The 14,384-nt window shown below is 61.5% G+C and carries 13 protein-coding genes; all 13 read right to left on the reverse strand.

The window, feature by feature from the left end; translation table 11 throughout:
- Positions 1 to 2: 2 nt before the first annotated feature.
- A complete protein-coding gene (gene nuoL / locus G5229_RS02410) occupies positions 3 to 1,850 on the reverse strand; it encodes an NADH-quinone oxidoreductase subunit L (protein ID WP_216953927.1) in 1,848 nt (615 codons plus the stop codon).
- Positions 1,847 to 2,155 (reverse strand): NADH-quinone oxidoreductase subunit NuoK, encoded by a 309-nt coding sequence (gene nuoK, locus G5229_RS02415; protein ID WP_005337247.1) that lies wholly within the window; start codon positions 2,153 to 2,155, stop codon positions 1,847 to 1,849. Before nuoK ends, nuoL begins: the two co-directional genes overlap by 4 nt.
- Entirely contained in the window at positions 2,152 to 2,703 is a 552-nt protein-coding gene (gene nuoJ, locus G5229_RS02420; protein WP_005359828.1) for an NADH-quinone oxidoreductase subunit J, read from the reverse strand. The genes nuoK and nuoJ overlap by 4 nt, the downstream gene beginning before the upstream one ends.
- Positions 2,704 to 2,713: 10 nt before the next feature.
- A complete protein-coding gene (nuoI, locus tag G5229_RS02425; RefSeq protein WP_005351100.1) occupies positions 2,714 to 3,256 on the reverse strand; it encodes an NADH-quinone oxidoreductase subunit NuoI in 543 nt (180 codons plus the stop codon).
- A 10-nt stretch (positions 3,257 to 3,266) separates the two neighbouring features.
- Positions 3,267 to 4,235, reverse strand: a complete 969-nt coding sequence (gene nuoH, locus G5229_RS02430; RefSeq protein ID WP_005337244.1) for an NADH-quinone oxidoreductase subunit NuoH — start codon at positions 4,233 to 4,235, stop codon at positions 3,267 to 3,269.
- Complete coding sequence (nuoG, locus tag G5229_RS02435; protein WP_421208294.1) at positions 4,232 to 6,988, reverse strand: NADH-quinone oxidoreductase subunit NuoG; 2,757 nt, start codon at positions 6,986 to 6,988, stop codon at positions 4,232 to 4,234. The genes nuoH and nuoG overlap by 4 nt, the downstream gene beginning before the upstream one ends.
- A 41-nt stretch (positions 6,989 to 7,029) precedes the next feature.
- Positions 7,030 to 8,415, reverse strand: coding sequence for an NADH-quinone oxidoreductase subunit NuoF (nuoF, locus tag G5229_RS02440; protein ID WP_323912111.1), 1,386 nt, complete (start codon positions 8,413 to 8,415; stop codon positions 7,030 to 7,032).
- Positions 8,412 to 8,954, reverse strand: coding sequence for an NADH-quinone oxidoreductase subunit NuoE (gene nuoE / locus G5229_RS02445; RefSeq protein WP_005344912.1), 543 nt, complete (start codon positions 8,952 to 8,954; stop codon positions 8,412 to 8,414). The genes nuoF and nuoE overlap by 4 nt, the downstream gene beginning before the upstream one ends.
- Before the next feature lie 80 nt (positions 8,955 to 9,034).
- Positions 9,035 to 10,840 (reverse strand): NADH-quinone oxidoreductase subunit C/D, encoded by a 1,806-nt coding sequence (gene nuoC, locus G5229_RS02450; RefSeq protein ID WP_005337234.1) that lies wholly within the window; start codon positions 10,838 to 10,840, stop codon positions 9,035 to 9,037.
- Positions 10,841 to 10,842: 2 nt separating this feature from the next.
- On the reverse strand, positions 10,843 to 11,517 hold the full coding sequence (locus G5229_RS02455) for a NuoB/complex I 20 kDa subunit family protein (protein ID WP_005344917.1): 675 nt from the start codon (positions 11,515 to 11,517) through the stop codon (positions 10,843 to 10,845).
- 29 nt (positions 11,518 to 11,546) lie between these two features.
- A complete protein-coding gene (locus tag G5229_RS02460; protein WP_005344919.1) occupies positions 11,547 to 11,951 on the reverse strand; it encodes an NADH-quinone oxidoreductase subunit A in 405 nt (134 codons plus the stop codon).
- Positions 11,952 to 12,327: 376 nt separating this feature from the next.
- Positions 12,328 to 12,897 (reverse strand): DUF1566 domain-containing protein, encoded by a 570-nt coding sequence (locus tag G5229_RS02465; protein ID WP_421208297.1) that lies wholly within the window; start codon positions 12,895 to 12,897, stop codon positions 12,328 to 12,330.
- Between the two features lie 13 nt (positions 12,898 to 12,910).
- Positions 12,911 to 14,350, reverse strand: a complete 1,440-nt coding sequence (locus tag G5229_RS02470) for a DUF1566 domain-containing protein (RefSeq protein ID WP_421208298.1) — start codon at positions 14,348 to 14,350, stop codon at positions 12,911 to 12,913.
- Positions 14,351 to 14,384 lie beyond the last annotated feature (34 nt).

Raw genomic sequence — 14,384 nt, forward strand, 5'->3', positions numbered from 1 at the left:
CGTTACCCCAGCAGCAACAGCGCCAGCACCAGCACGGCGCCGATCCCCATGGAGGCGGCATACCAGCGCAACTTGCCGGTCACGGTCCAGGCCAGCAGCTGGTTGCCACGCAGGGCAAACCAGGCGGGCAGGCCCATCATCCAGTCCAGCGGATCCTGCCCGACCAGACGGGTCGCCAGCAGATAGGGTTTGACCCACAGCTGGTCATAGAGCCAGTCAAAGCCCCAGGCGTTGAACCAGAGGGTGCTGAGCAGACGACCCGGCGCACTGTTGGCAATGGATGTGGCCAGCCGGCGCTCACCAAGGAACAGAAATGCGGCCAGCACAATGCCTGCGATGGCGATGATGCCGGAGGTGATCTCCAGTGCATGGCGACCCTCTTCGATATGGTCCCCCGGGCCTGCAGGTAGTACACCTGCCAGTGGTGGGGTGATAAGAGCCCCAATGCCGGTAGAGAGCACCAGCAGCACCAGCAGCGGCAGATGGTGAGCCAGACCGTGGCCCGCATGGGCTTTGGTCTGCTCTTTGCCATGGAAGGCGATAAATATCAGCCGGAAGGTATAGAGCGAGGTGAGGAATGCCCCTACCAGACCTGCCCACAGCAGCGCGCTTTGGCCAGAGGCTTCTACTTGCCACAGGATGGCGTCCTTACTGTAGAAACCGGAAGTGACCAGCGGCAACGCCGCCAGCGCCGAGCCCCCCACCAGGAAGCAGGCGTAGACCAGCGGCAAACTCTTGCGCAGGCCACCCATCTTGAAGATGTTCTGCTCATGGTGGCAGGCAACGATCACGGCACCGGCGGAGAGGAACAGCAGCGCCTTGAAGAAGGCGTGGGTCATCAGGTGGAAGATGGCCCCTTCCCATGCGCCGACACCCAGTGCCAGAAACATGTAGCCAATCTGGCTCATGGTGGAGTAGGCGAGGATCCGCTTGATATCGGTCTGAACCAGCGCGGCAAAGCCTGCCAGCACCAGGGTGATGGCGCCAACCAGCCCGACCAGATGGAGGATCTCTGGCGCCAGCAAGAACAGGCCGTGGGTACGGGCAATCAGGTAGACACCGGCGGTCACCATGGTGGCGGCGTGGATCAGCGCGGAGACAGGGGTCGGGCCTGCCATCGCATCCGCCAGCCAGGTTTGCAGCGGCAGCTGGGCCGATTTGCCGACCGCGCCGCCCAGGAGCATCAGGCAGGCCAGCGACAGGGCAGGGGAGCCCTCGGCAAACAGGGTCGGGGCACGAACCAGCAGCTCGTGGATATTGAGGGTGCCCAGTTCCCGATAGAGGATAAACAGACCGATGGCGAGGAAGACATCACCCACCCGGGTCACGACAAATGCCTTGAGGGCCGCCGCTCCGTTCTTGCGATCCTTGTAGTAGAAGCCGATCAGCAGATAGCTGCACAGCCCTACCCCTTCCCAGCCGAGGTAGACAAACAGCAGGTCATCGGCCAGCACCAGAAACAGCATGCTGGCGATAAAGAGATTGGTGTAGGTGAAGAAGCGGGAGTAACCCTCTTCCCCGCGCATATACCAGGAGGCGAACAGGTGGATAAAGAAACCGACCCCGGTCACCACCCCCAGCATGGTCAGCGACAGGCCATCCAGTGCCAGCGAGAAGCTTGGGGTAAAGTTGCCCACCGCCATCCATTGCCACAGGCGCTGGACATAGACGCCCCCCTCGGGCGGGTTGCCCAGAAAGTCGATGCCCACCCACAGGGTAGTGAGGGCCGACAGGCCAATGGAGCCTACCCCGATCAGCGCCGAGGTACGCTCACCAAACCTGCCGAGGGAGAAGGCCAACACCAGCCATCCCAGCAGCGGAAATAGAAAAGTCAGATATAAGAGGCTCATCCGCGCATCTCGCTCACAGTGTCCACGTTCAGGGTGTGGTAACGACGATAGAGCAGCAGTAACAGGGCGAGGCCGATACTGGCCTCCGCTGCCGCCAGAGAAATCACCAGGATATACATGATCTGGCCATCAGCCTGGGCCCAGCGGCTACCCGCCACCACAAACGCCAGTGCCGAGGCATTCATCATGATCTCGATACTCATCAGGATGTAGAGCAGGTTGCGGCGGATCAGCAGACCGCACAAGCCGATGCAGAAGAGCACCGCGGCCAGCAGGAGGCCGTGCTCCATAGGGATTCCATTCATTGCTGACCTCCTTCTTGTGCAGAGCGGGATGCTGTGCGGGGGACGGAGAGCACTTCACCGCTCTTCTCTTCCCGACCCAGGTGATAGGCGGTTACCAGACCAGCCAGCAGCAGGATGGAGGCAAGCTCCACCGCCAGCACATAGGGGCCAAAGAGCTCGACACCCACCTGCTTGGCGGTCACCTCGGTCACTCCGATCAGGCCGCCGGTCACCCCGAGAATGCCGTGGGCCAGAAAGCCCAGCAGGATCAGCGAGAGCAGGGCTGGGCCCCCCCAGGTCATGGGGGTGAGCCACTTTTTCTCCTGCGCCTGGGCACTCCCCAGGTTCAGCATCATCACCACGAACACGAACAGCACCATGATGGCGCCGGCGTAGACGATCACCTGCAGGGCGCCCGCAAAGGCGGCACCCAGGCAGAAGAAGATCATGGCCACGGCGATGAGGGAGATGATGAGATTGAGCAGCGCATGCATGGGATTGCTGGTGCTGATCACCCGCAGCGTGCTGTAAATGGCCACCAGGGCCGAGGCATAAAATGCCAGTTCCATGATTGACTCCTCAGGGCAGCAGGCTCTTGACATCGATGGGCTTGGCTTCGTTTTCGGCATCCCCTTTCGGCTTGCCGTCGATGGCCATCCCGCTCATGCGATAGAAGTTGTAGTCCGGGTATTTGCCGGGCCCGCTGATCAGCAGATCTTCCTTCTCGTACACCAGATCCTGGCGGCGATACTCACCCATCTCGAAATCCGGTGTCAGCTGGATGGCGGTGGTGGGGCAAGCCTCTTCACACAGGCCGCAGAAGATGCAGCGAGAGAAGTTGATGCGAAAGAACTCCGGATACCAGCGGCCATCATCCCGCTCGGATTTTTGCAGCGAGATGCAGCCGACCGGGCAGGCAACTGCGCAGAGGTTGCAGGCTACGCAACGCTCGTCCCCGTCGGGGTCGCGGGTCAGCACGATGCGACCGCGGTAGCGGGGGGCCGCATAGACTGCCTGCTCCGGATAGTTGAGGGTTTCACGGGGCCGCCAGGCATGGGAGAAGACCATGGCCAGACTGCGTAACTGGGTGCCGACACCCTGAATAATGCTAACAATTTTCATATTGAGTGCCTCACTGCGTACTTATCAGTACAACTGCCGCGGTGACCAGCATATTGATCAGGGTCAGCGGCAAGCAGACTTTCCAGCCAAACGACATCACCTGGTCAAAGCGCGGGCGAGGCAGGGAGGCCCGCAGCAGGATGAAGAACACCATGAAACAGGCGGTCTTCAGGGCAAACCAGATGAAGGGGGGCAGCCAGGGGCCGTGCCAGCCACCGAAGAAGAGGGTCACGATGAGCGAGGAGATCAGCACGATGCCGATATATTCTCCCACGAAGAAGAGACCCCACTTCATCCCCGCATACTCGATGTGATAGCCGTCGGCGAGCTCCTGCTCGGCTTCTGGCTGATCGAACGGGTGACGGTGGGTGACGGCGACACCGGCAAACAGGAAGGTGACAAAGCCCAGGATCTGGGGCACCACGTTCCACAAGTCTGCCTGTGCCTCGACGATATCCCGCAGGTTGAAACTGCCGGTCTGGATCACAATCCCCATCAGGGATAGCCCGAGAAACACCTCGTAGGAGAGGGTCTGAGCCGAGGCGCGCAAGCTGCCAAGCAATGAGTATTTATTGTTGCTCGACCAGCCGGCGAACAGCACCGCATAGACAGCCAGCCCTGCGATGGCCAGGATGTAGAGCAGCCCCACATTGAGATCCGCCACGCCCCAGGTGGGGGTGATGGGCACCACCGCAAACGCCAGAATAAAGGCGGTGAATGCGATGATGGGGGCCAGGATAAAGATCCGCCGATCAGCGAACGGCGGGATCCAGTCCTCCTTGAAGAACATCTTGATCATGTCGGCGGCCAGCTGGAGCAGACCAAACGGCCCCACCCGGTTGGGGCCGTAGCGATCCTGCCACAGGGCCAGCAGACGGCGCTCGATAAAGCTCATAAAGGCGCCAGCCCCCACGATCCCCACCAGCACGATCAGTGCCTTGCCCACCTCCAGCAACAGATCGATCAGCGACTCGCTCATGCGATCACCTCCTGCAGGTTAGTGATTGAGGCTTGTTGCAGGGCCGTCGGCAGGCCGTTCACCCCAAGGGGGAGCCCCGCCAGACCGGCGCTCAGCTGCTCGCTAAGCCGCAGACGCAGTTGCCAGTGGCTACCGCCCCAGGAGAAGGAGACCTGACTGCCCCCGTGGAGGGCCAGACGCTGCGCATCAAGGGGATTGAGTACCAGCTCGGGTTCGTTCATCCGGGCCTGAATGACCGGGCTGCGAGCGGAGAGCTCCTCGCCGCCAAACAGCTGGGCATAATTGACCACTTGCAGCGCCTCTGCGGCCTTGAAGGGGGCGGGGATGGTGGTGAACCAGCCGAGCAGCTCCTTGCCTTCTGCCTGCGGGTCTGTTGCTTCCAGCAGACGGCGACCCGGATCGCCAGCACGCAGTTTGCCACCCACTTCATCCTGGAACTTGTTCCAGGCGGAGGGAGAGTTCCAGCCCGGTGCCCAGGCGAACGGTACTTGCGGCAGCGGCTGACGGGCTCCGGCATACCCTTCCATGGAGAAGTTGAAGGGGGAGTCGGGATCTTGCGCTACCCGCGGCTCGCTGACGTTCTGGTCCGCCAGCATGGAGGTGCGACCGCTGTAACGATGTGGCTCACGGGCCAGTCGCATGCCACGGATCCGCAAGCCTGCATTGGGCGCCACTTCCAGCATGGTAGCGAGCAGCGGATTGCTGGTGGCACAGTCATGGTTGACCTGATCGAAGTTCTGCCAGCGCAGCGGCTTGCGTTCTATCGCCCCTTGCAGCGCTGCCAGCCAGCGCCACCCTTCACGCACCTGAATATCGGCGTTGTAGAAGGCGGGCGCATAGACCTGGAAGAAGCGCTGGGCGCGTCCTTCCATATTGACCAAGGTGCCATCGGCTTCGGCAAAACTGGCCGCTGGCAGCACCAGATCAGCCTTGTTGGCGGTCGGGGTCGCCTGATGGTCGATGACCAGCAGGTATTGCAGCCGTGCCAGCGCAGCATCCACCCGGTTGCGCGGCGCGCGGCGGTAGAGATCGTTCTCCAGGGTGACCAGCGCCAACCCCTCTTCGGCCTCGATACGCGCAAGGGCGGCTTCGAGCGGCTTGTCTGACAAGGTTTGAGCGCCCAGCATGGCCAGACCCAGCGAGTTGGCCTCCTGGCCAACCAGCGCGATGCTGGCTTCCAGTCCTCGGCCTTTCAGGGCGCGGGCAATGTTGCTGGCCGCCTCAAGCAGCGCCACATCGCGGGCACTGGAGCCTGCAATGATGAGCGGCTTCTTGGCGTTGCCGAGCAGCTCGGCCCAGCGAGTCGCTTGTGCCTGCAGCTCGGGGCAGAGGTCGGCCACGGCCGGTGCTACTGGGTCGAGCAGGTTGGCGATGGCAAAGCCAATGCGCGCCTGATCGGCATAGGGGGCGTGCAGCTTGTCGGCCGCCACATCGTCCAGACGGGTGGTGTCGAGGCTGGTGATGAGCAGCGGGTAGCGCTCGTTCTGACCCAGGGTCTGAACGGCGGCGACTTGCCACAGATCCACCTTCATCTTGCGGGCCAGCTCGCGAGCCTTGCCCTTGACGGCTTGGCGCAGCGCCAACGCGATACGGGCGGCGCTCATGGTGACATCTTCACCGAGCAGCAGAATGGCGTCGGCCTCTTCCATGTCCCGCAGGCTCGGGGTTGGCACGCCGCCCTGTTGCAGGATCTGCAGCATCTTCAGCTGACAGGCCCACTCGGCCTGCTCGACGCCAGCGTAGAAGTTGTCTGCCCCCACCAGCTCGCGCAGGGCAAAGTTGCTCTCCAGCGAGGCGCGGGGCGAGCCGATGCCGATGAGGCCACGGGCCGTGCGCAGGGCATCGGCGGCGCGGTTGAGGGCGCCATCGACCGTGATGGTCAGCTGGTCGTTGCCATCTTTGAGCAGCGGTTGGCGCGGGCGGTCCGCCAGATTGACGTAGCCATAGCCAAAGCGGCCACGGTCACAGAGGAAGTAGTGGTTGACGCTGCCGTGGAAGCGGTTTTCGATGCGGCGCAGCTCGCCATAACGCTCGCCCGGACTGATGTTGCAGCCCACGGAGCATTGCTGGCAGATGCTGGGGGCAAATTGCATGTCCCACTTGCGGTTGTAACGTTCGGAGTGGGTCTTGTCGGTGAAGACGCCGGTGGGGCAGACCTCCACCAGGTTGCCGGAAAATTCACTCTCCAGGGTGCCATCCTCGACCCGCCCGAAATAGACGTTGTCGTGGGCACCATAGACCCCGAGATCCTCGCCACCGGCATAATCCTTGTAGTAACGGACGCAGCGGTAGCAGGCGATGCAGCGGTTCATCTCGTGACCGATGAAGGGGCCCAGCTCCTGATTCTGGTGGGTGCGTTTGGTGAAACGGTAGCGACGGCTGTTGTGGCCAGTCATCACCGTCATATCCTGCAGGTGGCAGGCGCCGCCCTCTTCACACACCGGGCAGTCGTGGGGGTGGTTGGTCATCAGCCACTCCACCACGCTCTTGCGAAATTCTTTAGCCTCTTCATCCTCGATGGCGATGTAGCTGCCATCGGTGGCCGGGGTCATGCAGGACATGACCAGACGACCGCGTTTGTCATCGGCATTCTGATACTGTTTGACCGCACACTGGCGGCAGGCGCCAACGCTACCCAGCGCCGGATGCCAGCAGAAATAGGGGACGTCCAGACCCAGCGACAGACAGGCTTGCAGCAGGTTATCTGCTCCGTCTACCTCGTACTCTTTGCCGTCTACATAAATGGTTGCCATACAACTTCCCTGAAACCTGTTTTGTGAAATCTGTGGTGTCGTTACCAGCGCTCGCCCAGCAGATTGGGCTGGATCCCTTTGACCGGCTTGCGGTTATCACCGCTGCCTTTGATCCCGGCCTCGAATTCGGAGCGGAAATATTTGATGGCGCTGGCCAGCGGCTCGACGGCGCCCGGTGCGTGGGCGCAGAAGGTCTTGCCCGGGCCAAGGAAACTGCAGAGTTGCTCCAGGGTCGCCAGATCGCCGGATTGCCCTTCGCCACGTTCCAGTGCCCGCAGCAGCTTGACGCTCCAGGGCAGGCCATCGCGACAGGGCGTGCACCAGCCACACGACTCGCGGGCGAAGAACTCCTCCATGTTGCGCAGCAGACTCACCATGCTGATGGAGTCATCCACCGCCATGGCGAGGCCAGTCCCCATCCGGGTGCCGACCTTGCCGATACCGGCGGTATACATCTGGGCATCGAGGTGCTCCGGCAGCAGGAAGCCGGTGCCCGCGCCGCCCGGTTGCCACGCTTTCAGGCGATAGCCGCTCCTCATGCCGCCGGCGTAATTTTCAAACAGCTCGCGGGCGGTGATGCCAAACGGCAGCTCCCAGACCCCAGGGTTGTTCACCTTGCCGGAGAAGCCCATCAGCTTGGTGCCATGATCTTCCGAGCCCGGCAGCGCCAGCCCGTGATACCAGGCGACTCCGTTGCCGATAATGGCGGGGACGTTGCAGAGGGTTTCGACGTTGTTGACACAGGTGGGTTTGCCCCAGACGCCGGAAACGGCGGGGAAGGGGGGTTTGGCACGCGGGTTGGCGCGGCGCCCTTCCAGCGAATTGATCAACGCCGTCTCTTCACCACAGATGTAGCGGCCGGCGCCGGTGTGGACGAACAGCTCGAAGTCAAAACCGGAGCCCAGAATGTTCTTGCCCAGCAGACCGGCGGCCTTGGCCTCTTCCACCGCGCGGCGCAGGTGGATGGCGGCATCAACGTATTCGCCGCGCAGGAAGATATAGCCGCGATAGGCCTTGAGCGCCCGAGCACTGATGATCATCCCCTCGATCAGCAGATGGGGCAGTTGCTCCATCAGCAGGCGATCTTTCCAGGTGTTGGGCTCCATCTCGTCGGCATTGCAGAGCAGGTAACGGATGCTCATGCTCTCGTCTTTGGGCATCAGCCCCCACTTCACACCAGTGGGGAAGCCCGCGCCGCCACGCCCCTTGAGGCCGGCATCCTTGACGGTGCTGACGATCTCGTCCGGGCTCATCTGGCCGAGCGCCTTGCGGGCGGCGTCATACCCCTGTTTGGCCTGATACTCCTCCAGCCACACCGGCTGGCCGTCGTCACGCAGCCGCCAGGTGAGCGGGTGGGTCTCGGCGGTGCGGGCCGTGCGGTTGGCGGTGCCAAGAGAGGCGAGGATCTTGTTCTGCGGCAGGCTCATGGGTAAGCCTCCAGCGTTTTCAGCAAGGTCACCGGATCGAGGCCGCCATAGGTGTCGTCATCGATCATGATGGCTGGCCCCTTGTCGCAGTTGCCAAGGCAGCAGACCGGCAGCAGGGTGAAGCGGCCATCCGGGGTGGTTTGACCGGGGCCGAGGTTCATCACCTCCTTGAGACCGGCCATCAGCTCTTCATGGCCATTGATGTAGCAGACCATGCTGTCGCAGACGCGGATGATGTGGCGCCCTACCGGCTGGCGGAAGATCTGGCTATAGAAGGTGGCGACCCCCTCCACGTCGCTGGCGGGAATGCCGAGCTCGGCCGCGATGGCATGAATGGCGCCGTCGGGAACCCAGCCTCTGGCCTGCTGCACGATCTTGAGCGCTTCAATGCTGGCGGCGCGGGGATCTTCGTAGTGGTGTTTCTCGTGTTCGATGGCATCGCGTTCAGCCTGGCTCAGAACGAAGTCGTCCTGTTTGCTGCTGCATGCCCCTTGCCCCTGTGGGGTCTGATTATTGTGACACTGACATTGCTGGCTCATGACTTGACCTTTGGTGGCTTGTCCTTTTACTGCTCGTCCGGCGATCCCGATTCCCGGCCATGGCCGGGAGGCGGGATCACTTAACGGTCCACATCCGACATAACGAAATCGATACTGCCCAGATAGACGATGAGGTCCGACACCATGCTGCCCTTGATCACCGAGGGGATCTGCTGCAGGTGAGCAAAGCTCGGGGTGCGGATCCGGGTCCGGTAGCTCATGGTGGAGCCGTCACTGGTCAGGTAGTAACTGTTGACCCCCTTGGTCGCCTCAATCATCTGGAACGACTCGGCAGCGGGCATCACCGGGCCCCACGACACTTGCAGGAAGTGGTTGATCAGGGTCTCGATGTGCTGCAGGGTGCGCTCTTTGGGCGGCGGTGTGGTGAGGGGATGATCCGCCTTGAAGGGACCCTCCGGCATGTTCTTCATGCACTGCTCGATGATCGACATGCTCTGGCGGATCTCCTCGATCCGCACGGTGGCTCTGTCGTAGGCATCGCCATTGCTGCCGACCGGCACTTCAAAGTCGAACTGATCGTAACCGGAGTAGGGGCGCCACTTGCGTATGTCGAAGTTGAGGCCGGTGGCGCGCAATCCGGCCCCCGTGGTGCCCCAGGACAACGCCTGCTCGGTGGTGTAGGCAGAGACGCCTATGGTTCGACCGCGAAGAATGCTGTTGCGCATCGCCGCTTTTTCGTAATCCATCAGCCGCTTGGGCAGCCAGCTCAGCAGGTTGTCCTGCACCAGCCGCTGCCATCCCTTCGGCAGGTCGTGGGCCACACCGCCGATACGGAACCAGGCCGGGTGCATGCGGGCACCGGTGATCGCTTCGATGATGGTGTAGATCTTCTGCCGGTCGGTGAAGGTGAAGAAGACCGGGGTCATGGCCCCCACGTCCTGGATATAGGTCCCGAGGAACAAGAGGTGGCTCTGGATGCGGAACAGCTCCGCCATCATCACCCGGATCATGTCGACCCGCTGCGGCACCTTGATGCCGGCCAGCTTCTCGACCGCCAGCACATAGGGGAGGTTGTTCATCACCCCGCCCAGATACTCGACCCGGTCGGTATAGGGGATGTAACTGTGCCAGGACTGGCGCTCACCCATCTTCTCGGCACCGCGATGGTGATAGCCGATGTCGGGCACGCAGTTGCGGATCTCCTCGCCATCGAGCTGCAACACCAACCGGAAGGCACCGTGGGCAGAGGGATGGTTGGGGCCGAGGTTGAGGAACATGTAGTCCTCGTTCTCGTTGCCGCGGGCCAGTCCCCACTCTTCCGGTTTGAACAGCAGGTTCTCCTGCTCCATGTCCTGTTTGGCGGCATCGAGCATGAAGGGATCAAATTCGGTGGCGCGCGCCGGGTAATCCTTGCGCAGTGGGTGACCCTGCCAGCTCTTGGGCATCATGATGCGGGTCAGATGGGGGTGACCGTCGAAGGTGATGCCCATCAGATCCCACACTTCCCGCTCGTACCAGTTGGCATTGGGGAAGTGGTTGGTGATGGTGGGCAGATGCAGGTCACTTTCGGCCAGCGCCACTTTCAACATCACATCGGCGTTACGGTCGATGGAGATGAGGTGATAGAAGACGGTGAAATCGCTCTGGGGCAGACCGTCGCGATGGCTGCGCAGCCGCTCATCGGTGGCGCTGAGATCAAACAGCATCACAAACGGGGAGGGCACCTTGCGCAAAAAGCCCATCACATCCTGCAGCAGTTCGCGGGGGAGCCAGACCACCGGCACGCCGGTGCGCGTGGTCTGCACGGTGAAGTGCTCGGCCCCGAAGTGGGCAAACAGTTCGCCAATCACTTTGGCATCCTTGTGGTCGCTGGGCTGCCACTGGGCCATGGCGTAATTGCTGGGAAAATCACGAGTCAGTTTCATGGTCAGATCTCATCCGGCGTGCGCAGGTTGGTCACATTGATCCGTTCGCCGCGCTTGCGCTCTTTTTCGGCCTGCATCTGGGGACGGTAGATCCCCTGATCGCCCACCACCCAGGAGAGGGGGCGGCGCTCTTTGCCGATGGAGTCCTGCAGCAGCATCAGGGCTTGCAAAAAGGCTTCGGGACGGGGCGGGCAACCCGGAATGTAGACGTCGACCGGCAGGAACTTATCCACCCCCTGCACCACTGAATAGATGTCATACATGCCGCCGGAGTTGGCACAGGCCCCCATGGAGATCACCCACTTGGGTTCGAGCAGCTGTTCATACAGGCGCTGGATGACTGGCGCCATCTTGATGAAGGGGGTCCCTGCAATCACCATGAAATCGGCCTGACGGGGCGAAGCGCGGATAACTTCGGCGCCGAAGCGGGCCACATCGTGGGGGGAGGTGAAGGCGGTACACATCTCCACGTAGCAGCAGGAGATGCCGAAGTTGTAAGGCCAGAGGGAGTTTTTGCGGCCCCAGTTGACTGTGTCTTGCAGCACCTCCTCGAGACGGCCCATCATGATGCCGCGCGTCGCTTCTTGCGCCAGTGGGTCATCGACGGTCTGGCGCTGCTCCTGGGGGTAGCGCTCAACGGGTGCATCCGGGTCAATCCGGGTCAGGGTGTACTTCATGGTGCAACCTCAAGGAAAGGGTCTGTGGTTCAATCACTGTTTTTGTTGTTCAACTGCGGTTTGCGCGGTGACCAGTCCAGTGCGCCGATGCGCCAGAGGTAGATCAGGCCGATAAGCAGCAGTCCGATGAAAATGGTGGCTTCAATAAAGCCGACCCAGCCGCTCTCCCGCACGGAGACAGACCAGGCAAACAGGTAGAGCGCCTCGACGTCGAAGATGACGAAGAACATGGCGACCAGATAGAACTTGGCGGAAAAACGCAGGCGGGCACTGCCGACCGAGTCGACACCAGATTCAAATGGCTTGTTCTTGGTGCGGCCGTAGGCGCGACCTCCCAGCAGGGCGGCGAGGCCTATCATCACCAGACAGATGGTGATGGCACCGATGACATAAATGGCAAAAGCCCAATGTTGAGCAGAAATATCAGCAAACATAGAGGTTTTTCCTAACCAAATTAATCAAGCGACTTAACAATAATGTTACGCATTATGACACTTTCGCACTGATTTACATGTCATTTTTACGGGTTAATTATTAATCGGTTAACCGGTAATTAAATTTTGTTAAGAAGCGCACTTTTTTGTTGGTTATGGCGGGCGAGAAAGGCCTGGAAAGCGCAGAGTGCTGCTCCTCGTCATCACCTGAAAGGCGTATGTCGCGTGCGGAGCAGGATCAGGTCGGTATCGCGGGCAGGGGGCACTGGCGGGAGAAGAGCGTGATGGCGGGTGAGATAGGGGGTGGCAAGAGCAATAAAAAGAGAGGCTTTCAAGCCTCTCCTGTCATCGCGTTCCGGTTTCGAGCGTGGGGCGGTCAGGGTTTATTGGCGACCAGCAAGACCTGATCCGGGTAGGCGCCAATGGAGCGAAGACCGATATCTCCCGAGGTGATATCCAGATACGCCCGCTGACCATTGGCGGAGGTCACCGTGCTGCTCATCAGATAGACATAGCCCTCATTGACCTCTTTACCGCCCCCCGCCATGGCGCGCGGGAAAATGGCTTCATTGAGAGAGGGCTGGTAGCAGGCATGCTCGACCAGGGTTGCCAGCTCCTTGATGTCGGGCAGGCGCCACTGGCTGATACCGCCGAAGTGATAGAGTGCATGGCTGCTGTCACTGCGGATCCGCTCCGCCACTTGCAGCCCCTGCTGCCAGTAGTAAACGGTCGGTTCCCCCAGGCAACTGTTGCCACTCCATGTCTGCCCCAGTTTGCAGCGCATCCAGGTGAGGCCGGTGTGTTGATCCGTGACGGTGCCGTTGCCATGGTCAAGAAAACGGGCAGAGGGGGCGGTGCGATCCATGGTGTCATCACAAATGGCAGCACCGTGGGCCAGGGGGGCCATCAGTGCCAGCATGGCGAACGAAAAGCGATAAAGGCTCATGATATTCCTCGGATTATTGGGGAGTAGCGACCAGTCGTACTTGCATCAGCTCGATATATTCATCTTGCTGCACCCGTGCGGGATAGGTGGTGCCCGCATCTTCTCCCAGGAGCAGGACTGTGCGTTTGCTGATGGGGCCACCGGAGAAGCGCTGGGCGGTGTTGCTGGTGGCGCTCCAGTAGTAGCCATGGTAGGTGTCATCTTCCGAGGGGGCGATATCCGGGAAGTAACGGGTATCCACGATGATGCGCTGACCCAGCGGGTCCTTGGCCAGGCTGCCGTAGTGCATCAGTGACATCAGCTCACCCATGGTGGGCAGCCGCCACTGGCTGATGCCGCAGCGCTGCTCGCCATTGAGCCACTGCTGATACGCGCGGGTGGTCAGCATGGTGGTCAGCGCCTGTGCCCGGACGAGGGCCGCCAGATCTCCTTCGGCGGTGAGCTGTTCGATCCTCTTATGAATATGCTGGTAGGCCGCTTGCTGCTCGCCTGCGGTCGCCTTGAACTGCTCATCCTCATAGGCAAAGGGTCTGCTTTTCCAGGCCGGGCTCAAGGGATCGTCCGATTTGACCTCCCACACCAGACCGGTATTGAGATCCTTGACGCACTGCCAGCTCGGCGCGTTGTCGGGGAGAACCTGACCGCGATCATCGAGTTTGCGATAGGCAAGCTGGGGACGAGTGCGATTCCAGCTGGCATCTTGTCCCGGATAGTCATCGGGTTCCTGTTCCAGCAGCGGGTCGTTGCCATCGCTGAAGGTGGTGACGCCGGTGACGGTTAGCAGGTTGCGTGGCTGCTGCTGCACCAGCAGGGTCAGCAGCTTGCTTTGGGTATCTTCAGCAAACTGGCCGTTGCGCTGCCACTCCTGAGCCAATTGCGCCAGCATCAGGCTGATGGCGCGATAGCTGGTGGTGAGCAACTGGGTCTCCTTGGCGGTGGCAAGGCGTGCGCGGGCCTGTTGCTGCAAGCTGGTCGCCACCTGCTGCAGCGCCTGATCAAACTGGCCGAGGCCCGCGAGGGCCACGCGGTCGCTGCCCGGTTGCAGCGGGGCGAGATCGGCCAACAGCTGCGTCAGTGCGCGATCGGCGGCCACCCCTTCGGCAATGTGGCTCTGCAACAGGGTGCTGAGCAGGGTCGGTTGTAGCCGTTGTGGATCCCCTTTGGCGGCCGGATGTGCCAGCAGCAGGCCTCCGCTCCTCGGTACGAACAGCAGGGGCGAGTTGACGATGTTGGCCGAACGGCTGACCAGGGCCACAACTCCTTCGCCGCTGACGGCAGGGTCGGCAGGATCACATTGCCAGTTCTGATCCAGATCGGCGCACAGGGTACCGGCAGTCGGCAGGGCGACATCGACCCGGTAGTCCGGGATCGCCAGTGGTGCGTTATCTTCCCCGCCGCCACAGGCGCTGAGCAGGGCTGAGAGGGTTGCAATAACCAGTACGGATGGTTTCACTTCACATTCCTTGATTCGGTCACAGGTTCACGGG

Source organism: Aeromonas sp. 602396, from assembly GCF_049173735.1.
Classification (GTDB): Bacteria; Pseudomonadota; Gammaproteobacteria; order Enterobacterales; family Aeromonadaceae; genus Aeromonas; species Aeromonas veronii_A.